The following is a 20,569-nucleotide window of genomic DNA, read 5'->3' as shown; positions in this document are numbered from 1 at the left end:
TTTGGATTGGACGAATAGCTATATTTTTCTAAGCTCCTCGCTTCTATACATAAAGAAAGTCAATACAAAAAGGATCAGAGCTGAAAAAACAGGCAACATATAGGCTGGAATAGAGTCCAATAAAGTACCTGACAAAATACTTGCCAACGGAATCAATAACGTTGCGATAGTCCCCAGCAATCCCAAAACTTTGCCTCTCATTTCATCAGGAACCCGGCTTTGCAACATGATGTTCACCGGTATCATAATGAACGGAACAGCGGCCGAGACTATGAAAAACAGAAAAGCAATAATCGCAAAATATGCGGCATTTCCTAAAGTAAACAAAGAGGTACAGGTTACAATCCCCAGAAGTAAAACCCCGATATCAATAACCACAAAACTTTGAATCATTTTCCTAAAATTACTTATATTTCCTTTTGAGACAGAAAAAATAATAGATCCAACCAAAACCCCAAACGGAAACATAGCTTCTATGATTCCAAATTGAACCGTGGATAGTCTAAGAACTTCATTAACGATATATGGTATAGGCACAGCCATTCCAAATGTCATGAAAAAATTTAAAAAGACAAAAAAGGAGAGTAAAGCCTTCATCCACTTTTCATTGACAATGTAACGAATTCCGCTTCTCAATTCAGCAACAAAACCTCTATCGCTCGCACTTAATGTCATATTTTGTGCCGCTTCTTCATTAGCCTCATTTCTCTTGTTCAAGTTGAAATCAATACCCATCATGGAAATACCTGAAATAAAAAAAGAGACCGCATTAATGAGCAAGAATGCTTTAATATCAACAAACGCAAAGATGAGTCCACCCAAAAACGGCCCAGCCATGTTAGTGATGGAGGTTACCGCTTCATTCCAGGAGTTAATCTTGGGCAGAGAGTCCCTGCTGACCAGATTGGGAATTGACGCTCCCATCGGTGTATCGAAAAACGTATGGCAAATGGATAACAAAACAGTGGTTATATATATGTATGGAATGCTTAACTGATCAACAGTGGCGGTGGCAAGTAATCCCAAAACCATCATCCCGCTTATACCATCCATGAACACAATCATTTTTTTTCTGTTTACTCTATCTGTCAACACGGCAGATACAGGCCCGCAAATGATGCTTGGAATGGTTCCCAGTGCTAGCGAGATAGCAAAACTCAGTCCTGAACCAGTTACCTTCAGGACATAGAAACTGATAGCGAAATTGTAAACGCTGGTGCCGAACAAGGACACAAATCTGCCAAAAAGAAAAAGCATCATATTCTTCTGTTCAGTTGTCTTATATTCTCTGTCAGAGATTCTCATAGTTACATAATCCACTTTTGAATCCATATATTCCCCCTGTAATTATAGTCACGATATATTGTAATAAATAACAATATTACACTTTGTATCATTTTTACTTATTTCTTTCTAATTTTACAAATTATTACTTTTTTCATCTCTATTATCCTATTAAATTTCCAAGATGTCTAGATACCTAATTTATAAATCAAATTCTGAAGTTTGCCCTCCGTTTTTGAAACCTCACCTCAACACATCTGTTATGGTTTATTAGGTACCCATTGTCTCCTAGTTCCTGTAATCTTATGTCTAACTGATTTGAAAGATTGGTTATTGTTATACCTTTCTCGTGAGTATTAAGTGCGCCAGTTTGTTTAATTGATCTGCATGCACTTTTCAAACCAGAGTCGAGGTCTTTCGTATATTTAACTTCCATAAATGTCTGTTTCCCATCTTTCCACTTTACCCACATATCAAACTAATCTTTTTGTTTTCAGCATTAACAAAAAAATCAGTAAAATATAACAAAAAAAGTGATGAATGATATCATCACTTTTTTGATTCTTAATATATTTACTTACAAAATATCTCATTCCAATTAAGCGGAAGAAGCTTTTAAAAGTATTAGAATTGTGTAGGAGAGAGTGGATAATCAAAAAAAATATTTGATGTATTAAAAGAAAACCATACTATTTTAGACAATCGGAGAAACGTATTTTAGCAAATACTTATTCACCAAATTCACCACATCTTCGGCACTATCAAAGATAAAAAAGTGCCCTCCGTTGAAGCAGTGTATAGTTGTCTTGCATTTGCTGTATTGCGCCCATTCCCCCTGTTTTTTAGTGGAAGTGAGGTTATCACCACTTCCGTGCATTACCACAAACGGGCAGTCAAGCGTACCACGCTCAGGAGATGACTTATACGTTTCTACCAGTTTAAAGTCCCTTCGTAAGATCGGAGAAAACATTTTCTTTAGTTCGGAGTTCACAAATATCTCTTCTGGGGTACCTCCGATTTCCCTGATTTCGCACCAAAATTCTTCGTCGTTTAGCAAGTGCCGATATTTGTAAGGTGCTTGATGTGGGGGATTTTTCCCAGAGAAAAAAGTGCATACCGGCAGATCTAAACCTACCGTTTTCAGTACATGTAATAGTTCGAACGCTAATAGCGCCCCCATGCTGTGACCGAATATTGCATACCTGCAGTCAGAAATTTCTTTCCGAATTGAGGACAAAATATCATAAACTGCCTCATCTACACTTTCATAAAGTGGTTGAGAAAACCTTCTTCCCTTACCAGCGAGTTCAACGCCAACCAATTCAATAGAAGGGTGTAGGTAAGGTTTCCACTTCAAATAGGCTGCAGCCGTTCCCCCCGCCTGTGGAATACAAAACAATTTTAATTTTCTCATTTCCTACACTCCTTTTACTCTCATAGTAACCGATTATACATCTCGCTAATATTCAATATACTAATGGACTCGGGAAAAGTGTCAGTCGTAGCACAAGCAGATAGCTTGTACTCTTTGTCGATGTCATATTGCTGAAAGAAGAAGTTGTGGGGTGAGTGTTTCTGGCGGATGACAAATTGTCCGAATAAATCCTTTCTCTGTATTACGAACGAGTCCAACGGTATGGTAAGCCCACGGCCAATTGCCTTTACATAACTTTCTTTTAAAGTCCACAGATCATAGAAGAACAATAGGCGCTCCCTTTCATCCTTTTCTTTCAAATCTGAATATTCTTCAGGAGCAAAGAACCGCCTGGCAACTTCCATCTCAATTGGTCTAATCTCCTCGATGTCTATACCAACCAAATGTCTTTTTCCAACGATTGCGACAACCCATTTTCCTGAATGTGAGATATTAAATGAAAGACCCCTATCCAATGAAAGGAATGGTTTCCCGTGGGAGTTGTACATAAATGTTATTTCTTGAAAAGGTAGTTCGTACTTGTCTGAAATGATTAACCTGATAAGTATATCTGCTAAAAGCGTACGATAGGCATCTTTTTTTGTGTTAAATCGTTTAATGCGTAACTGTTTATCAACAGAAACATAACTCAAAAGCTTTGAAAAAGTTTGAAGGGACATTTCATTTGGAACCTGTAGGGCATAAACTTCTAACATATTTCTAATACCTCATCATGGAATTTTTTACTCTCTGTTGAAAGAAGCACAGATCACTTTAAGAAAATAATATATATCATATGCAAAGCTATATTATCAAAGTAGAACGATTCCTCTTCACTCTTGTCATGATGATAGAGCTAGAAAATGTTAGTTTACAACTTAGAGGAAGATAACTACTCAAAACTTAGGATAATTGGCAACCCCCTTCCTAAAATGCGTCTCCAACTTCATGCAGACTACCTGTTATCTTGAGATTACAACACCTTTGGATATAAATTTTTTCATTAGACGCGGGATAATTTTTTGTAGAATATGATGTTACTGCTAGACTCCAAATTTCTTCCCTCTGGAGAAGATAGTTTTTCTGACTAACAAATGCGTTTCTGAGGTAAGATCCCCTCTTTCGGTGTTAAAATTACAGTATATTACAAATATGTAAGCTATAAATAGATTATCATTAAACGCTCCTATCTCAATGTTTATTTTTAGAGCTACTAATTACTTTGTCATAGCCCCTTCACGTGGACAGTTATAAAAAGAATAAGTACTTATTAAGTGGCGAATTCTCAATATTTTACTAGGGAGAGATCGCCTAATTTTTTCTAGAAACGTTCATGGTTACTGTAGTCGATATATTCAGCTATCATTTTTCTTGCAGTACCTTCATTAATCGACTTTTTAAAAATAAACTTTTCGTTTTTTAAGTTAACATCTCCACTTAAATAAAGAAAAAAGTCGCCCGTCTTTTCGACAAAGCGACCTGGTATTACCTCAGATTCAATTCGTAGGTTGTATTGGTTGAATTCTCGATAAAGATGTTATTTCGGTAGTGTTGCCAACATTGGGTAAAATTCCGTTGTCATTATTCCTGCCATAACAGCAGGGTCTTCTGCGATGAGTTTTGGGACTTGTGCTTCATTCTCAACTTCAATGATTGCGAGTCCATGTGGAGATGTCGGATTTAGAACCGGTCCGAACACCAGAGCAATCCCCTGATTCTGCTTGTCCGTCCAATAGGCGATGTGTTGCATCATGATGTTCCGTTCTTCGTTGGTCATGTCCTGAGAAAAAGTTGTTCTCGGCGGTGTGGCCCATAACATGAAGTGCATTTTCCCCGAATTGTTAGAGATGTTTTCTGACATTGCGGCTCCCTCCATATTCTTAGCTTGTATTTTAATTATGTCATATATTCCATCTAAATCCAATTAACATGCATGAAGATCCAATATAACAAATAAAGCCTCAAACATATTAGATATATACAATATGTTTGAGGCTTTAAATTATTTGGTTTTTCTTAAATTAGGTCTTGATAATTTTCAGTCTAATGAATTATTTTCATCTAACAACTTCTTTTGTCCATATTGACTCACAGTGTGACCTTAACCAAAGATTGTCATTTCCCTATTATTACTATCTAATACTTCAATCTTCACAATACCACCAAGATGATGTGACACTAAATCAGACAATTCTTTAAGCGCCATATGAAACTCATCACTTCTTTTTTCATCTATTAATTCAATACAGAGAAATGCATTTTTCGTATTTTCTGTTAGCATCGTCCGCTGAGCTTCACGCCAATTCCAGCATCTGCAAATTGCACCGTCATCATCTTTATAAACAATTTCACCTTCAGATGGAGATGCATTTTCATCATTTCCCAATGGGATAAATGGTTCGTTACCATTTGCCTGCGTTAGCCGAATATCGCCTACAAAAGTGTCGATATCTTCTCCCCCACACGGAAGCCCATAACATAATGAAATTGAATTATAGATGTCAACAAGCGGGTTTATTGTTCCAATATGATTGCCATTTTTCACTCTTTTTAATAAAGCTTCAATGGAACACCTTGCCCCTTTCTTTGTCTTGAATTTCTGAAAAGCTTCTCGCCAAACGGATATGACTGGATTGCTACTAAATTCCTCCAGACTTAAAAATTTATGTGCTTCTTTCTCAGCCTCCCGTAGCAGCTTCTCGTAGATTTCAACGTCTCTTATTGAATTATTAATCCCCTGACAAATAACCGTGCCTATTTTTGCATGAGGGAATAACGACCAAAAATCATCTTCAATGATAAATTTAGGCATAAAAATATCTCTCCATTTCATTTTACTCTTATGTTTTGGATGGGCTCGCAAAGGCGGAGAATACCCCTAGAACAATATATAAATAACCAGTTATCCGATTCTGTACCTTTGAACTCCCTTTACTACCCAGCATTCTCTTTCTAATACTTGCTGCAAGAACTGCATACAGACCATCGCTAATAAAAGCCAGGATAATAAATATAGTTCCTAAAAGCAAAAATTGTACTGTGACTGATCCAGCAGATGGTGATATGAATTGCGGAAAGAAGGCTAAAAAAAAGAGTGCTGTCTTCGGATTCATAACTTCTACGAGTGCTGATTCATAAAAAATCTTACCTAATTTTTTTCGAGGGGATTTTGGAATTTCAGAAGTTGAATTAACAGATGAAGAAAATAGAGTTTTATATCCTAGATAGATAAGATAAGCAGCACCCAAGTATTTAACGATGTTAAAAGCCATTGCAGATGTCATAAGGATCGCAGAAACTCCAATTGCTCCAGCTAAAACGTGAACCGAACCACCAAGAGATACACCAAGAACTGATATCACGCCCGCTTTCTTTCCTTGATCGATACTTCTTGCCATAATATAGAGCACTGCTGGTCCGGGTATTATTAACAATGTAGCAGCAGCAATTACAAACAGCCAAATCGTTGAAAAGTTCATAAAATGCATCTCCTTGTTGTATTTTTGCACATGATTTATTTGATCATTTAAATAACCCTTTCCGTTTCTCGCGCAACCACTTAGCTACCTGAATTTCCTCTTGATCATTTGATTTTTCAAGCTCTGTAACAATCGATTGATAATCGGTGTCGTTGCGATTCTGGCTCATTTTAGCTGCAGCTTGAATAGAGGTGATTTCAATTTCAAAGCCAACGATTCCTTTCATTTCGCTCTCTAGCAATTCGGGAGTAAACGTATCCCAGAGCCGACCATTTTCTCGGTGAGATTCATAGTGTTTTAGCATAGAATCCAAAGCCGATTTCAGCTCGCCCTTCGTGACTATACGTGCTGTTCCATACGCATGTACAGCGAGATAGTCCCATGTGGGAACCTCTTCGGACTCATACCAACTTGACGAAATGTAAGCGTGCGGTCCTTGAAAAATAAGCAACACATTACTATTATTATCCAAGGTTTTCTTCTGCATGTTTCCGTAGGCAATGTGCCCAGTTGCATAGATTTTCCCTTCATTTTCACGAATTTCCACCGGAATGTGCGTAGCCAACGGGCGTTGTTCATCAACAGTAATCAATAAAGCAAACGGATAAGACTTCATCATTTGAACTGCCTCATCATGATCCATACGATATTGCTTTGGAATGTACACAATAATCATCCTTTCAACCTGTAATTGAAATAAATAACCGATAAAAAAATAATATTATACAGACTGACATAAAATAAGATACAATAACAAACAAATTTACATGTCAGAAGGAACGCAAATGAAAAATACCATTTTTACTTTCAAAGATAACTCTCCGAAATACAAACAAATCTACGAGAAATTTAAATCATTTATTGAGCAAGGCGACATTCTGGCGAATGAGCAATTACCCTCCATTCGTCAACTTGCAGATTCCTTACATGTCAGCCGTAATACTACCTTAATGGCATATGAACAACTTGTTGCTGAAGGGTATATTCGTGGAGAGGGTCGAAAAGGTTATGTTGTAAATGAGTTAGAGCCCCTACTCTCTCAGGAGCCATTCATCTCTCATCCTAAAAAGCAAACAGAGTCAAAGAAACCTCCGGTAGTTAATTTCAGGACAGATGCCGTTGATCAAACCCATTTCCCATTGAAAATTTGGAGGAGAATTGCTAATCAAGTATTAACATTAGATGATAGCTTTCGATATGGAGAACCATTTGGGGAAGAATGCCTGCGCGAACAAATCTCCACATATTTATTTCAATCACGTGGAGTGAAAACAAATGCAGATGCCGTCATTATCGGAAGTAGTACCCAACAAATGCTTGTATACCTTGGACATATATTAAAGGATGAATTCCAGAGTATTATCGTTGAAGACCCTGGTTACGACGGTGCCAGGGAAGCATTCCAATTCCATCGTTTTATGTTTGAAACTTTGCCGGTTTATGAAACAGGTGCTGATCTTTCACAATTAGAACAAATGAATTCACGATTAATCTATGTAACCCCTTCTCATCAAAGTCCACTTGGCGTAAGCATGTCGATTCAACAACGGCAAATGCTTATTCAATGGGTTAACAAGAGATCTGGATATATTATTGAAGACGATTATGATAGTGAATTTCGCTATACACAAAAACCATTTCCTGCTCTTGCCTCCATTGATTCAGCAAGAGTTATTTATTTAGGGAATTTCTCCAAATCATTTCTTCCGGGAATTCGTTTAACTTATATGGTGTTGCCAGAAGAAGTTTTACATCGCTATAAAAAGCAATTTATTCATTTTGAGAATCCCACTTCGCTTTTCAGCCAACTCACAATGGCAAAATTTATGGAACTCGGAGAATGGAATCGTCACGTGAAACGAATGCGACTGGTTTATAAGAGGAAAATGCTACACTTAGTTTCTGAATTAAAAAAGCAATTTGGCCAACATGTTTCTATTATTGGCGAGCAGTCAGGTCTGTACTTATTAATCAAAGTACACCTGAATCGTTCAGAAGAATGGCTAATCCAACAGGCTTCTTCTTATGGTGTAAACGTGTGTCCTACCTCATTCTACTTTATTAAAAATAAGACCGATGACCCAATCATTAAACTTGGATTTAGCCATCTTTCTTGTGATGAAATTGAGCTTGGTGTCAGGCTCTTAAAAAAGGCATGGATTTGAATCAGTCGATGTATTTAGACAAAAAAATGCACCCCCAATCATTAGATGTGTCGAACGATTGGAGTGCACTTTAAACACGAAAAGGCAGCCAGTTATTCGGCTGCCTCTAGTTTTTTTACTTTTCAATAATTGCATTCTTCTTCAATTCATCTATCCATGAGGGGATTTTTTCCTGCTTCATTTGATTAACTAACATTTGCTCAATTTTCTCTTTCATTTCTTCAAAATTAGCAGTACCAAATTGATCCTTATTTTCGTCATAGTATTTTTTTATTTCCTCTTGTGTTACCTTCAATTCATCCTTTAAGATTTTATCAATTAATAAACTCGACTTCATCTGCTCTTTCAACTGCTTTTCTGTCGTTCCGTATTGATCTAACATTTGTTTGTACTGTTCTTCTGACCCTACACTATCCTTCCATTTTTTAAACTCCTGATCAACATCTTCAGTGGTAACAGTAACCCCTTTTTTGTTCGCTTCCTGCTTAATTAGTTCTTCAGTCACTAAAAAATCAAGGGTTTGCCCTCTGTCACTTTCTTTTAGCTTTGAAATATATTGCCCTTCAGTAATAATCGTATTGTTTACTTTTGCAGCCGTAATAGTGGCTTCTCCTTTTGACATTTGAAGCAATATTACACCTACAACCAAAATGGAAATCGTTAATAATGATAAATCAAATTTTTTCATTGCGTCCTCCATCAACGGAATTAATCACTTAGGCAGGAGTATAGCAATTAATTATGTAATCGATATGTAATAGTTAAGAAAATCTATCTTGAAGCTATGAAAAATAGGAGGTTTAGTAGCATGGGACACAACATTACGGCTGTTATCCTTAAAGGAAACTATGACGAGAAGCATGCAATAAATTATGACCTGCACGGCAAGCAATTAGGATTTCATTTAACAATGTTTCACATAGATCACTATTACTCCGCCTATTGGCAAAAGAAAATGAATGCTACAGGCTATTTACCTGTATTATCTAAGACCCCTATCCTCTTTCCAAGTGAAACGGTAATTTCCGTTCTCATGTCCAAAATCTCAGGGCTAGATGATCCGATCTATGCCATAATGACTACCGAATACTTTGGCGGAGTAGGCAGTCAGTGTGCTCATGTCTACAAAGGGTTACAGTTAATTGATGAATCTACGAGTGACATCAATGCTGCTTTGAAATTGTTGGGTGTTACTGCAGATCAAGGTATGGATGAGTTCGACACAATCGCATTGGGTAAGTATCGTTACCAACCAGACTATTTGGATAAATACGTTGATTTGGCTGATGAACTTGGAGTTTAGTATCTTGTTTTTAACAGCTTCTACTAAACCAGGAAAGCTGTTTCTTAAGCGAAGGGTTATCAAAAGAAAATAAAGTTTTAGACTCGCAAGCCATCTGCAGCTTCCCCGCGCAGCTGGTCGCTGAAGGCACCAAGGTGCCGATCGAGCCGAATCGGCACTTCCGGATAAACAACCAAGAATGAGATGCCGTTTCGCCTGCAACTGGCCGGCGCCGAGCGCCGAGCGCACTGAATCGTTGAAAATTCGTGAAGGTTTTGCAATACTATCAATAAAATTATGAATTAAGGGGGATTCGATTTTGGAAACCGTTGCGCCCAAAAGATGCGACACACCGGTCGGCCCGCTGGCCGAGTGAAATTCCTTTTATAACCATACACGTACTCGTTGAATGGGCAACAAGACTTTCTTTTTCAACATATACATGACATTCATGTTGTCTACTAAATCTTGCTTTGACGTTTTTCATATCCATTTCGCCAAAAAAGCACCATTGCTTTGAGTAGCACTGCAGCTTCATCAAATTCTTTATGTCTTGCCATTATTCGCCTCCTTTGGGTAAAATCGTACCTTTTTAGAACGATCAGCAAAGAATAGTCTGATAATTGCGAAAGGATTACTGGATTTGAATATATTTACATTTCTGATTGTATTGTATATAATTCCGATAAGAATGCTATGTTTATGAATTTGATTAAGGGGTGTGGATATGTCTCAATCTTCAACATTATTTAAAGTGGCTGCTTCCGGCAAGTGGGAATCTGGGGTGAAAACCAATATTTCCATTCGAAATTTTTCTTCTTTTCCAATGGATGAACCTGTAGAGTTAGGTGGAACTGACTTAGGACCCAACCCGATGGAGTTTGTTGCAGCTGCTTTGAACGGATGTAAAGGTGTAATGATTCCACTGATTGCAAAAGAAATTAACTTTACCTTTTCGGCAATCGACTTTGAAACAGTTGGTATTATCGACATTCGTGGATTGATGGGTGAAAAAGATGTTACGCCCCACTTCCAGAAAATTCGTTTCACCGTAAATATTGAAACGAATGAAGATGAAGAAAAGCTGACGTTCCTTCAAAAAGAAGTTGAGCGCAGATGTCCCGTTTATAATCTATTTGTTGATGCTGGGATTCAGATTGATGTGAAGTGGAATAAACTTTAGTAAATCAAAAAAGGGCATTCGCCCTTTTTTAGCTCCTTTGATGTTTTTCGTTCTTCTTCTGAAACTCCAACCACGTAAGTAAGATAACGATGAGAAACGAGATGACGCACCACATACAAATTGCATGAATAATAGCTACCTCTACAATTGTCAAATAGAGCGAGAACAGGAAGCCAATAATGATTGAGAATCGGAGCAATCGGGCAAAAACGGTTGAGCTGCTTTCATTTTTAACAAATTGGATCAGGACGAACAAGAATAAATAATACGAGATTCCCAAAAGCGACACGGGAAAAGGCCCAATTTGAGCGTACGGGCTGTTGTTTACTACCTCACAGTTTCCCACCGGACAGAAAAACTGGCTGGTTACTTTTGACCAGAAAAGGTATCCTGACACAATTACCCCAGCAACTGAAAGTCCCTGCATGAGTAAGTGTACATATCCTCTGTTCATGAAGGGTTCCCTGCCTTATCCATGAACTTCTTGAAGTCTTTTACCCTAAAGCCATTCATCCGGTCAACGACGATCCCATTTTTATCAACAACATAGAAAACAGGAGTAATCTTCATACGGTACATAGCTTGAATCTGATCATCTGCATGCAGAATAGGAGCCGGCAATTGCATTTTTTGCTTCACCGTATTGTACTCTTCCTTTCCACCTATTCCAATCATGACGAGGGGTATATCAGGATACAATTGATTCCACTGCTTGATCGTAGGATAGGAGCTTTTGCATACTTCACACGTGATATTGGCAATCATGGCGACGAACTTCTTGCCTTTGTAATCCTCTAAATGAATGGAAGTGCCCCCCACTTCCGTACCTGACGCCAACGGGAATGCTTCACCCGGTTGAAACCCGCCTGTGTCCATAAATAACTCCGCTACAAGCCCCTTATTATTGAGCACATAAATTCCTGTCAACGGGATACATGCAATTACAATCAACAGAACCCATTTGATTATTCCTTTCATCCAACTACCTCCGTTATTTGCATCCGTTCTGCTTCCTTCCCGGATTCAGAAGGTTCATACGTTTTACTTTTCTCTGTTTCATTTGACTTGGCCCGATAAAACGATGCATACCTGCCGTCTCTTTGCATTAACTCGTTATGCGTTCCTTGCTCTACGATTTGTCCTTCGTCCAAAACCACAATCAAATCGGCATTCATAATTGTACTCAACCGATGAGCGATGACAATCCGGGTACAAGAGAGGTTAACTAGATTCTCTTCGACTGATTTCTCGGTCAATGTATCAAGAGCGCTGGTTGCTTCATCCAGCAGCATGATCTTAGGAGAATGTGCCAATGCTCTGGCTAATGCAAGACGTTGTCTTTGCCCCCCGGAAATATTTGTTCCCGCTTCCGAAATAAGCGTCTGGTACTTCATCGGCATCTGCATTATGTCCTCGTGGATCCCTGCCATTTTGGCAACCTCTACTATACGGGATATGGGTATGGACGGGTCATGCAAAGAAATATTCTCAGCGATACTGCGATTGAAAACAAAATTATTCTGGAGAACTACACCGATTTGACGACGAAAAGCCGATTTATCCAAAATTGCAAGGTCAATTCCATCAAAGGTGAGCTTTCCTTCCGTGGGATGGTACAACCCTAACAAGAGGCTGGCTAACGTGCTTTTTCCTGAGCCGGATGGACCGACTATGGCTACTTTCTGTCCTGCTTTGATTTGTAAGGAAACATCTCGAATCACGGTTTGACTGTATGGATGATAACGGAAGCTGACCTGATTCAACTCAATGTTGCCTTGTAAAGCAGGCGGAAGGAATTCAGCATTCTCATCTTGCTCCGGCATGGCTTCGTGAATATCTAATATTCGATTCAAATAGGCTCCGATAACGATCATTTGATTAATCGTCGTAATGAAAGAAGTAAGCGGTATGAGGAATGCCAAGGCAAGCGAAAAAAAGGCAAACATCTCACCCATTGTCATTTGATAGGAAACTATCTGCCATGCGCCTAACCACAATAGTAAGAGAGGTGCCATAAAACGAAGCCCATTTACGATACTGTCCACGTTTGCTTCAGCCATACCACGCTTCATTTCTGTCTTCAACAGTTCCTGATAAAGGACAGCCCACTTATCATACGTGCGCTGTTCAATCCCTTCTGTTTTTACTACTGAAATGCCGCGAAGTGATTCGATTAATGCAGTGAAGGCTACAGTCTGTTTCAATATCTGCTCTTGTGACAGACGCTTGATCGTTGGACTCATCGAGAGTAAGACGACAACCTGCACAACCCCAACCAACACGACCCAGCCCGTCATCAATGGAGAACGATCCAGCATGTAGATCAGGAAAAACAGCACCAGGCCACCATCCAGAATAGCGGTAACTGTACGTGTGGTAAGTAAATCTCTGATTGCCATATTACTGTTTGCTCGGACAATCAAATCCCCACTTGTCCTCAGTTGGAAAAATTGATAGGGAAGCCGGAGCAGATGCTTATAGAAACTGCTCATCAATTGCCAATCAAGTGCGTTTTGCAACTTCACGAGAAACCGTGATCGCAGGAAGACAAACAGGAAATTCACCAACGTGAGGCAGGCAAGTCCCACCCCTAGTCCGTACATGAGTTGCAGTTCATTGGGAAAGATGATCTCATCAATGAGATAACGAGTTGTGATGGGAGAGATGAGAGCAAGCATCTGAATCCATAGAGACCAGACAATGATGGTGGTCACCAGCCATGGCTGTTTCCTCAGTAATCGCAAGTAATGGCCCCATACTCTCTTGGGTTTGTTCATGATCACTCGCTCGGTAGCAGTAAGACAGAGAACTACTCCTGAATATTTGGCACGAAGCTCTTCATCCGTTATCACTCTGCGTCCGATGGCTGGGTCGAGAATAACTGTTTTATTAAGCCTGGATTTCTCCAATACTACGAAATGATTACCCTCCCAGTGCAGGATTGCCGGAGCTTGCACTGCTGACAGGTCTTTCCACTCTACTTTTTTTCCGTACCCTTCCATTCCCATGGATTGAGCCATTTTTAATAAAGTAAGAAGAGTGATTCCGTCTCGTCCTGCCCCGCCACGCTCCCGCAGTTCATGTAGCGGAACATGACAATGGTTGTAAGCAAGAATCATCGACAAGCAACAGATTCCACACTCGGACTGTTCCATTTGCTCAATAAACGGAACTCGCCATCGTGTTTTCCTTTTATATGACGGATTGTTCACTTGTTGAACACTCATAGGACAGTGCTCTCCTTTGGCAAAATTGACATAACAGGGGTTTCAAGAGCAAGAATGGATGGAACAGAAGGATTGGCTAAACGCAGTAATGCATATCCGATTCCTGATTTACCGACCAATAAACCTGGAGTATCCAATCCATCTGGAATACCAGTAAACCACCCATCCGCATTGGCTTCGTTCAAAGACCTTGCAGCTAATTGATACACTGCTTCTTGTAATGAGTGATCCTGCCCGCTAGTAGCGGCGAATAAGAGAACATCCAGGTTTCCAAGGTCCCCGTGACACCATTGGACAGGATACTTTTGATCTCCATGGCGAAGATCAATCCAGTTGCCATGTTCTTCTGAGAACAAGGTACGTTCGTATTGAATGGCTCTCTGTGCCGCAGCCCCAAATCGTTCTTCTCCTGAAAGCATCGCCAACTCTGTCAACACTAGTGCATAACCGGAAGCTCCGTGAGAGAGCCCCGCCAAAGGATGCCCTCTCGTCAAATCAGACACCCAGCCAATGCCTTGAGGAAGAGCCTTTGCATGTTCAATAAGTCTGTTGCCGCATGCAATTGCCAACTGGAGCGCTTTCTGATCGCCTGTAGCTGAATACAGTTTTATACAGGCAAACAAAATGCCAGCAGTTCCAGCGATCAGGTCCCATTTACGGTCTTGCATCATCATTCGTTCCAGTTGAGGAAGGAAGGTAAGTGCTCGTTTCAACCATTCAGGCTCATTCCACAACGCAGCCAAGTGGATAAAGGTATAGCAATAAGCAGCATACCCGTAGAATAGAGATCCTGACTCGATGGTTCCCGGTTTTTGCAGCCATTCCATAGAGCTGTTCAGAGCAGCTTTGGCAATTTGCTCATACGATTTATTTCCTGTTTCTTTTGCCAGGTAAGCATAGTACAGCACCAACCCCAGCGATCCATCATAGATGCCAAAATCCAAGGGAGAAAAACGTAACTGGCCGAACTCATCCACACCCGTTCCTAACCAGGATACCGTCTGACGATCATCACCCCAAATCGCAGTGGTAGCCAAATCATCTGCGATCTTTATCGACGCTTCCAAGAACTGCTGGTTACTGTATGTCAGATGCTCCGGTTTCCTTGTTTCATTTTTTCGATCTGTCAATCTCAGCTCCCACGATTGCTCCAGGGTAAGCATAGCCAGATGAGTATGGTTTATTTGTCGCTGACAATCTTCTTTTGACATGGAAGCAAGCTGTTTACATACAAGAGTAAAACTGTCAACTGGCCAATATCCCTCGAATTTCTTTCCTCTGCTGTCCCAAATATCACGGCTATCTACTTTGCTTGAGAAATAAGGGATGTCATGATCTAACAGGTCCTTACATTCAGAGTGGATGAGTTGGGTGATGACAGGATGGGTTTCAGCCAATCTCCACATAAAATCAAACAGTTGTACACGCTGTAAACCATCTGTGAGGTTGCTTGGATGAAGACTTGCTTCCAGCATTTTGGCGTACACTTGAGTGGAACGAATAAGGACACGGGTATCCACTCCCTTGAAACGTTTGATTGGACCTTCTTCTGCAAGAAGTTCCTCTTTATGTTGAGCAATCAACTGATACATCTCTTCGAACCCTCGAACAATTTGATCCGTGTATTCTTCTGCCCTTACTTCGATTCCATTCCAGATCGGACGATTATTGCTTTTGGCAAGAGGAATTTGAGCTTTTACCAACATCATCTGGTCGGTCCCAATGTTTTCGTATCTGTAAACCTGTTGTTGCAGGATTTGACCAGAATGAGCACCAATCCCACTGATTTCTACCCCGTTAAACATGCCGCTTTTGAACCGGGATGCCGGAAGTAATCCTGTGCGTAGAACAGAAGTGAGCAGCAACCCTGAGGCTTTATCCGTCGCTGATACTGATCCTTCCGTTGGTGTATATCGATAGAAGAGAGCTTCCAAATCAATCAGATAGGGATACTCTCCACTCGCAATCACATTTCCATGATGAAAGTCTGCTGCCTGTAACAGGTAAAGAATAGCCAGGTACGAACCGTGACGGTGATAAAATCGTTGTACTTGCTTTTCTTCCTCACAAGGCTTCGCTTCGACGAATTCACTCCACCCGTATTCACCACGATTCCAAATTTTCAGTACAGGCAGACTGGGATGATCACCTCGTTCGTTTAACCAAACAAGCAATTGCTGAAAACAATCATCCATTTCCAATGAACGTGGTTTGTAAACCAATTTATGCCCCGAGCGAAAATGGAGTACAGCAACACTTTGTCCTCCTTTATGAGAATCTCCCGCTTGCAGTGTGATGTGATAAAGCTGCGAAAAATCAACGCCCCATTTCTTCTCCAATTCACATCGATCCTTGATGAACCGCTCCAATGTTTCACTTGTGGTACGAAGCTTTTTCTCGGTCATCTCGGTAAGCAAGCGTGCGAGCACAGGATATTTGCGTAAAAGTTGGAGAATCTGCTCTTTTCCAGTCAACCGGCTTCGCAGAAAACAGTTGTATCGGTCCTCTGGCGACTCTCCTCTAAGCTGCCCCTGTTCACAAACCGTATGAAGCTCTGCTATGATGGTTCGACCGCTTATTTCTGACAACATCAATCGAAGGGTCTGCATAAATCCTTCAAGAATAGCATCCCAGTCGAAAGATAGCTCGCCAAACATTGTTTGCCATTCTGACGATGCAGCTTGCAGTTCATTTCTTGCCCAGATCAAGAAAGGCTGCAAAAACGTCTGGAAAGGATGATTGTCAAGTAACTCTGAATCAGCAAACGCTTCCTCATCTATGTATTGGGCAAAGACACGGTTGAAAGTATTTACCCAAGAATTTTCGCTATTTAGTTCAAAATCATCCGTTTGTGAAAGTAATTGTGCAAACTGTTTATGATCAAATCCATCTTCAGTAATGCGACGGATATAGATTTCGTCTCTTTCAAGCCCGGTTCGAGAGCGCCATGCTTTTACTTGCTCCTCACCAGTATTTCTTGGCTGTTCCGGGAGTATCTTTCTTTCTGTTACATAGCTGGCTTTCTTCCAGCTTTCATGGGTATTTTTCATTTTCCAAGGCCCCCCTATCAGCAGATGAAACAGGTTTGTGTACATGTGTTTCTCATAAGAATGAGACAGGGAGGTGTCCCTGTCTCATTCTTTTTCCCCGCGGTCAACTAAATTAGCAACCAACATCACAGATGAGCCCACTTTGGCAAATATTACCTCCACCCGTGTAACCACCACCATTTGTGCAGTCGAGACAAACTTGACCACCAGCGATAGCAGCCAATTCCTCATCGGAGAGAAGACCAGCTACATTGATCATGTTTTCCATTAAAATCACCCCCTCTTCACACTTTGAATTATACGAGGGTGTTTCTAATTTATGGAGGATGAACTTTTTTCACCCCCTGCCGCAGCTACAGCTTGCTCTTGATACTCTTCCACTGTGTCTTTATTGTGTTGAACGATTTTTGCATACTTTCTGATATCTGTGTTTTGTTGAAACCTTTGAGAGATAAATCATATACTTCCCTTTCTGATGGCGTCAGCACCATTAACCGAAGTTCGTTACGGATGATATGAGCTACATCAAAATGAATAGAAGAATGATCATAATATGCTTCCCGAATCGCCTGAAGGATGTCCATCAGACAATATTTGGTCAGATAGTTCGTTGCACCGTGTTGAAACGCTTTAATAATGACATCCTTATCTGATTCAGAGCTAATGATAATTATCTTGCCGCTCACTTTTCCTGTTCTGAACATTTCCTTGGCTGCTTCCAGTCCATCATATCGAAAATGAGTAAGATGAATATCCATCAGGATAATATCCGGGTCCAATAATTGTGCAGCTTCAACTGCCTGTTCTTTGGTTGAAGCAATGAATACAACATCGATATCATTTTCTTTTCCCAAATCAGTTGCAAGCTGCTTCTGCCAGAACACATCATCCTCTACGATCATCACGCTAATCTTTTCCATAAACACCTCTAGTGAAGTTTTTTTGGTAGATCCATCGTACGATTCGTTCATTAGGGAATCTAATTACCACCGTCGTTCCCTGTTTCATTGAATTGTTACAGATATTTATTGAACCATTATGCTTCTCTACTACACATCGGCAATAATATAGCCCCATCCCGAAGTTTGTTTTTCCACATTTCGTAGTAAAGAACGGATGAAATGCAGACTTCTCATTTATCCTGCAAATACCTGTTCCACTATCTATCACCTTTAGTAGAACGTCCTCATCTTCCTTCGCAATTGCGATTTGGATACGAGCTTCGTCCTCCACATGCTCCATTGCTTCCAGCGCATTAAGTAATAAATTGCAAATTACCTCACGTACATGAATTTCATCACACAGCAGTTCTACATCATGAGAAAACTCAGTTACCAGCTCAATATTTCTCTCTGCTGCCAATGGTTTAATCAATTCAAGAGCAGAAACTACTAGGTGTGATAAGTGATGGCTGCCGGTATTGATGACGAAAGACTCTGCATGAAGACTGAAGTGCTCCACTTTTTTCAACATGTGACCTGCTATCTTTTCCAAAGATTCCAAATTGCCTAACGCCTCTCTCATTTCTTTTTTTTGCAGGAATTCTTTCATCTGCCTGGATAGATAAGCAATTTTCAAGATGTCATTTTTCACTGCATGTATGATGAATAATGTCCCTTTTGACAGTCCCCTTTCATCTCTATTGCGTAATGATCGAAGCTTCCAAATGATTGACATCACCAAAAACACACTGCAAATCAAAAGAAGTAATTGAAGCATGTAATCGATTACACTCATAAAGATAAACCCTTTCCATCAGATAAATTAGGTATCACCACTCCCAATTGAGTATTAGCATTATAACCAATTATTTTTATATTACAGAAAAATGCATTTTTCACAATATATCCAAAGTTATAGTGAACAGATTGTATTTTTGGCAAAAAATGTAATGCGGATTGAATCGACCAATTACTAGCTGAACAGCAAGTAATTCATACCACTCGTCCCTGTTATAAAAAAAAGGGGGGGAATTCTTCTCCCCCACCCTTATCTAAACAAAGATCACTTTTATCTCACTCTTCACGTATCACTTTAAACTTTTATTTAAGAATGCTTTTGTTCTATCAAATTGAGGATTCGTAAATAGTTGCTCAGGAGCCCCCGATTCAAGTATCTCTCCGTTATCCATAAACAAAATCTTGTTAGCTACCTCTTTTGCGAAACCCATCTCATGGGTAACGATGATCATGGTCATGTGCTCTTTCGCAAGCTGTTTGATTACCTGGAGTACCTCACCGGTTAATTCAGGGTCAAGTGCTGAAGTCGGTTCATCGAATAATAGGATTTCCGGGCTCATCATCAAGGCACGGGCGATTGCCACTCTTTGCTTCTGTCCACCTGATAACTTTGATGGATAAACGTCTGCCTTATCTGCCAATCCCACTTTCTCCAATAATTCAAGACACTTCCGACTGGTTTCCTCTGACGATTCTCCTTTTACCAATCTCGGAGCTAATTCCAGATTTTCTTTTACCGTCAAATGAGGAAAGAGATTAAAGTGTTGAAAAACCATTCCCATATTGGATGTAATACGCTTAATTTCTTGATTACTGGAATACATACCGTTTTTGACGAGATAGTCGTCTTTGACTTGTATCGTTCCATCATTGATCTGTTCAAGGTGAACGATACTCCTTAGCATAGTACTCTTACCTGAACCAGAGGGACCGATCACGGCAACAACATCGTTTTTATTCACTTCAAATGAAACATTTTTCAGTACTTCCAGTTTGCCAAACGACTTCTTCAAATTAGAAACCTGTATGATAGCCATTCACGCCAGTCCCTTTATGCAAATTTGTATCTTTCTTCAAGCCATTTAAAAAATGCTGTTAACAGAAGAGTCATCAGCAAATAAATCACTCCGGCAATAAAAAACGGAACAATGGTAAAGTCACGATTGACCGCAGTTTGAGCAAAGTGCAATAACTCAGGAACAGCAACTGCATATAAGAGCGCTGTATCTTTCACAAGCGTAACGGATTCATTCGATACGGCAGGCAGAGCGATACGAAACATCTGTGGAATGATAATTTTGGTCGTAGTTTGCCATCTGCTGAAGCCTAGCACTTGTGCAGCCTCATATTGTCCCTTATCAATCGACAGAAGCCCGCCACGAAAGATCTCGGCAAAGTAAGCTGCGTAGTTTAGGATAAAGCCAATACAGGCAGCGACAAACCGATCCAAAACAAGATATTCCCCAATCACTGGTATCATCGGAAGCCCAAAACAGATAAACAGCAGTTGTAATAAAAGCGGGGTTCCTCGCATGATGTAAATATAACCATTTGCAAACCAGACAAGACCTTTGTTTTTACTATTTACCATTAATGTAACGACGAAGCCAAGTGGGATGGAAACGACAATAGCAATGAAAAAGAGCAAAATCGTCATCTGTGCCCCTTCTAACATGGGCAACGTAATATTCAATAAGTATTCAGTGTTCATACACATGCTCCTACCCGATTTTCAAAGTTCGATGG

20 protein-coding genes are annotated in these 20,569 nt (G+C 40.0%); 3 read left to right on the top strand and 17 right to left on the bottom strand.

Annotated elements, in window-relative coordinates; genetic code table 11:
- Window positions 1-18 precede the first annotated feature (18 nt).
- The 7 genes from ACPW7N_RS21880 to ACPW7N_RS21850 all read right to left on the bottom strand — a co-directional run bounded on the left by ACPW7N_RS21880 (window position 19) and on the right by ACPW7N_RS21850 (window position 6,844).
- The gene (locus tag ACPW7N_RS21880; protein WP_425653443.1) at window positions 19-1,332 is read right to left on the bottom strand and encodes an MFS transporter; all 1,314 of its coding nucleotides are present in this window, start codon (window positions 1,330-1,332) and stop codon (window positions 19-21) included.
- A gap of 646 nt (window positions 1,333-1,978) precedes the next feature.
- Window positions 1,979-2,698 carry a thioesterase II family protein gene (locus ACPW7N_RS21875; RefSeq protein WP_425653442.1) on the bottom strand — a complete coding sequence of 240 codons (720 nt, stop codon included), beginning with the start codon at window positions 2,696-2,698 and terminating at the stop codon, window positions 1,979-1,981.
- Between the two features lie 20 nt (window positions 2,699-2,718).
- Entirely contained in the window at window positions 2,719-3,414 is a 696-nt protein-coding gene (locus tag ACPW7N_RS21870) for a 4'-phosphopantetheinyl transferase family protein (RefSeq protein ID WP_425653441.1), read from the bottom strand.
- A gap of 821 nt (window positions 3,415-4,235) precedes the next feature.
- A complete protein-coding gene (locus ACPW7N_RS21865; protein WP_425653440.1) occupies window positions 4,236-4,559 on the bottom strand; it encodes a YciI family protein in 324 nt (107 codons plus the stop codon).
- A gap of 240 nt (window positions 4,560-4,799) precedes the next feature.
- Window positions 4,800-5,510, bottom strand: coding sequence for a B3/B4 domain-containing protein (locus ACPW7N_RS21860; RefSeq protein WP_425653439.1), 711 nt, complete (start codon window positions 5,508-5,510; stop codon window positions 4,800-4,802).
- 28 nt (window positions 5,511-5,538) lie between these two features.
- Complete coding sequence (locus ACPW7N_RS21855; RefSeq protein ID WP_425653438.1) at window positions 5,539-6,177, bottom strand: LysE family translocator; 639 nt, start codon at window positions 6,175-6,177, stop codon at window positions 5,539-5,541.
- A 43-nt stretch (window positions 6,178-6,220) separates the two neighbouring features.
- Window positions 6,221-6,844 (bottom strand): FMN-binding negative transcriptional regulator, encoded by a 624-nt coding sequence (locus ACPW7N_RS21850; protein ID WP_425653437.1) that lies wholly within the window; start codon window positions 6,842-6,844, stop codon window positions 6,221-6,223.
- 118 nt (window positions 6,845-6,962) lie between these two features.
- Here ACPW7N_RS21850 and pdxR point away from each other — a divergent pair, with 118 nt between their 5' ends.
- Window positions 6,963-8,342, top strand: a complete 1,380-nt coding sequence (gene pdxR, locus ACPW7N_RS21845) for a MocR-like pyridoxine biosynthesis transcription factor PdxR (RefSeq protein WP_425653436.1) — start codon at window positions 6,963-6,965, stop codon at window positions 8,340-8,342.
- A 115-nt stretch (window positions 8,343-8,457) separates the two neighbouring features.
- Here the strand turns inward: pdxR and ACPW7N_RS21840 are convergent, their stop codons facing one another.
- Window positions 8,458-9,030, bottom strand: a complete 573-nt coding sequence (locus ACPW7N_RS21840; RefSeq protein WP_425653435.1) for a SurA N-terminal domain-containing protein — start codon at window positions 9,028-9,030, stop codon at window positions 8,458-8,460.
- 120 nt (window positions 9,031-9,150) lie between these two features.
- Between ACPW7N_RS21840 and ACPW7N_RS21835 the strand changes: the two genes are divergently transcribed.
- Together ACPW7N_RS21835 and ACPW7N_RS21830 are read left to right on the top strand one after the other, a co-directional pair.
- On the top strand, window positions 9,151-9,645 hold the full coding sequence (locus ACPW7N_RS21835) for a hypothetical protein (RefSeq protein ID WP_425653434.1): 495 nt from the start codon (window positions 9,151-9,153) through the stop codon (window positions 9,643-9,645).
- A gap of 706 nt (window positions 9,646-10,351) precedes the next feature.
- Entirely contained in the window at window positions 10,352-10,807 is a 456-nt protein-coding gene (locus ACPW7N_RS21830) for an OsmC family protein (RefSeq protein WP_425653448.1), read from the top strand.
- A 28-nt stretch (window positions 10,808-10,835) separates the two neighbouring features.
- On the opposite strand, the gene ACPW7N_RS21825 is transcribed toward ACPW7N_RS21830, so the two are convergent.
- The 9 genes from ACPW7N_RS21825 to ACPW7N_RS21785 all read right to left on the bottom strand — a co-directional run bounded on the left by ACPW7N_RS21825 (window position 10,836) and on the right by ACPW7N_RS21785 (window position 20,534).
- A complete protein-coding gene (locus tag ACPW7N_RS21825; RefSeq protein ID WP_425653433.1) occupies window positions 10,836-11,261 on the bottom strand; it encodes a vitamin K epoxide reductase family protein in 426 nt (141 codons plus the stop codon).
- Window positions 11,258-11,785, bottom strand: a complete 528-nt coding sequence (locus ACPW7N_RS21820; protein WP_425653432.1) for a TlpA family protein disulfide reductase — start codon at window positions 11,783-11,785, stop codon at window positions 11,258-11,260. The genes ACPW7N_RS21825 and ACPW7N_RS21820 overlap by 4 nt, the downstream gene beginning before the upstream one ends.
- On the bottom strand, window positions 11,782-14,034 hold the full coding sequence (locus ACPW7N_RS21815) for a peptidase domain-containing ABC transporter (RefSeq protein WP_425653431.1): 2,253 nt from the start codon (window positions 14,032-14,034) through the stop codon (window positions 11,782-11,784). The genes ACPW7N_RS21820 and ACPW7N_RS21815 overlap by 4 nt, the downstream gene beginning before the upstream one ends.
- Entirely contained in the window at window positions 14,031-17,084 is a 3,054-nt protein-coding gene (locus ACPW7N_RS21810; protein WP_425653430.1) for a type 2 lanthipeptide synthetase LanM family protein, read from the bottom strand. The genes ACPW7N_RS21815 and ACPW7N_RS21810 overlap by 4 nt, the downstream gene beginning before the upstream one ends.
- A gap of 112 nt (window positions 17,085-17,196) precedes the next feature.
- Window positions 17,197-17,352: a hypothetical protein gene (locus ACPW7N_RS21805; RefSeq protein WP_425653429.1), complete on the bottom strand. Its 156-nt coding sequence runs from the start codon at window positions 17,350-17,352 to the stop codon at window positions 17,197-17,199.
- Window positions 17,353-17,437: 85 nt separating this feature from the next.
- Entirely contained in the window at window positions 17,438-18,004 is a 567-nt protein-coding gene (locus ACPW7N_RS21800) for a response regulator (protein WP_425653428.1), read from the bottom strand.
- On the bottom strand, window positions 17,991-18,821 hold the full coding sequence (locus ACPW7N_RS21795) for a sensor histidine kinase (protein WP_425653427.1): 831 nt from the start codon (window positions 18,819-18,821) through the stop codon (window positions 17,991-17,993). Before ACPW7N_RS21795 ends, ACPW7N_RS21800 begins: the two co-directional genes overlap by 14 nt.
- A gap of 292 nt (window positions 18,822-19,113) precedes the next feature.
- Entirely contained in the window at window positions 19,114-19,860 is a 747-nt protein-coding gene (locus tag ACPW7N_RS21790) for an amino acid ABC transporter ATP-binding protein (RefSeq protein ID WP_425653426.1), read from the bottom strand.
- Between the two features lie 14 nt (window positions 19,861-19,874).
- A complete protein-coding gene (locus tag ACPW7N_RS21785; protein ID WP_425653425.1) occupies window positions 19,875-20,534 on the bottom strand; it encodes an amino acid ABC transporter permease in 660 nt (219 codons plus the stop codon).
- Between the last annotated feature and the right edge of the window lie 35 nt (window positions 20,535-20,569).

It is taken from the genome of Brevibacillus nigriterrae (genome assembly GCF_049846925.1).
GTDB lineage: Bacteria > Bacillota > Bacilli > Brevibacillales > Brevibacillaceae > Brevibacillus_H.
Note: the sequence above shows the minus strand (reverse complement) of the source record. Positions and strands in the feature narration are given on the sequence as shown.

What these genes read in the sequence shown, in the direction of transcription:
- ACPW7N_RS21880 (WP_425653443.1), bottom strand. Translation starts at nt 1,332, where the DNA reads ATGGATTCAAAAGTGGATTATGTAACTATGAGAATCTCTGACAGAGAA.
- ACPW7N_RS21875 (WP_425653442.1), bottom strand. Translation starts at nt 2,698, where the DNA reads ATGAGAAAATTAAAATTGTTTTGTATTCCACAGGCGGGGGGAACGGCT.
- ACPW7N_RS21870 (WP_425653441.1), bottom strand. Translation starts at nt 3,414, where the DNA reads ATGTTAGAAGTTTATGCCCTACAGGTTCCAAATGAAATGTCCCTTCAA.
- ACPW7N_RS21865 (WP_425653440.1), bottom strand. Translation starts at nt 4,559, where the DNA reads ATGTCAGAAAACATCTCTAACAATTCGGGGAAAATGCACTTCATGTTA.
- ACPW7N_RS21860 (WP_425653439.1), bottom strand. Translation starts at nt 5,510, where the DNA reads ATGCCTAAATTTATCATTGAAGATGATTTTTGGTCGTTATTCCCTCAT.
- ACPW7N_RS21855 (WP_425653438.1), bottom strand. Translation starts at nt 6,177, where the DNA reads ATGAACTTTTCAACGATTTGGCTGTTTGTAATTGCTGCTGCTACATTG.
- pdxR (WP_425653436.1), top strand. Translation starts at nt 6,963, where the DNA reads ATGAAAAATACCATTTTTACTTTCAAAGATAACTCTCCGAAATACAAA.
- ACPW7N_RS21840 (WP_425653435.1), bottom strand. Translation starts at nt 9,030, where the DNA reads ATGAAAAAATTTGATTTATCATTATTAACGATTTCCATTTTGGTTGTA.
- ACPW7N_RS21835 (WP_425653434.1), top strand. Translation starts at nt 9,151, where the DNA reads ATGGGACACAACATTACGGCTGTTATCCTTAAAGGAAACTATGACGAG.
- ACPW7N_RS21830 (WP_425653448.1), top strand. Translation starts at nt 10,352, where the DNA reads ATGTCTCAATCTTCAACATTATTTAAAGTGGCTGCTTCCGGCAAGTGG.
- ACPW7N_RS21825 (WP_425653433.1), bottom strand. Translation starts at nt 11,261, where the DNA reads ATGAACAGAGGATATGTACACTTACTCATGCAGGGACTTTCAGTTGCT.
- ACPW7N_RS21820 (WP_425653432.1), bottom strand. Translation starts at nt 11,785, where the DNA reads ATGAAAGGAATAATCAAATGGGTTCTGTTGATTGTAATTGCATGTATC.
- ACPW7N_RS21815 (WP_425653431.1), bottom strand. Translation starts at nt 14,034, where the DNA reads ATGAGTGTTCAACAAGTGAACAATCCGTCATATAAAAGGAAAACACGA.
- ACPW7N_RS21810 (WP_425653430.1), bottom strand. Translation starts at nt 17,084, where the DNA reads ATGAAAAATACCCATGAAAGCTGGAAGAAAGCCAGCTATGTAACAGAA.
- ACPW7N_RS21805 (WP_425653429.1), bottom strand. Translation starts at nt 17,352, where the DNA reads ATGGAAAACATGATCAATGTAGCTGGTCTTCTCTCCGATGAGGAATTG.
- ACPW7N_RS21800 (WP_425653428.1), bottom strand. Translation starts at nt 18,004, where the DNA reads ATGGAAAAGATTAGCGTGATGATCGTAGAGGATGATGTGTTCTGGCAG.
- ACPW7N_RS21795 (WP_425653427.1), bottom strand. Translation starts at nt 18,821, where the DNA reads ATGAGTGTAATCGATTACATGCTTCAATTACTTCTTTTGATTTGCAGT.
- ACPW7N_RS21790 (WP_425653426.1), bottom strand. Translation starts at nt 19,860, where the DNA reads ATGGCTATCATACAGGTTTCTAATTTGAAGAAGTCGTTTGGCAAACTG.
- ACPW7N_RS21785 (WP_425653425.1), bottom strand. Translation starts at nt 20,534, where the DNA reads ATGAACACTGAATACTTATTGAATATTACGTTGCCCATGTTAGAAGGG.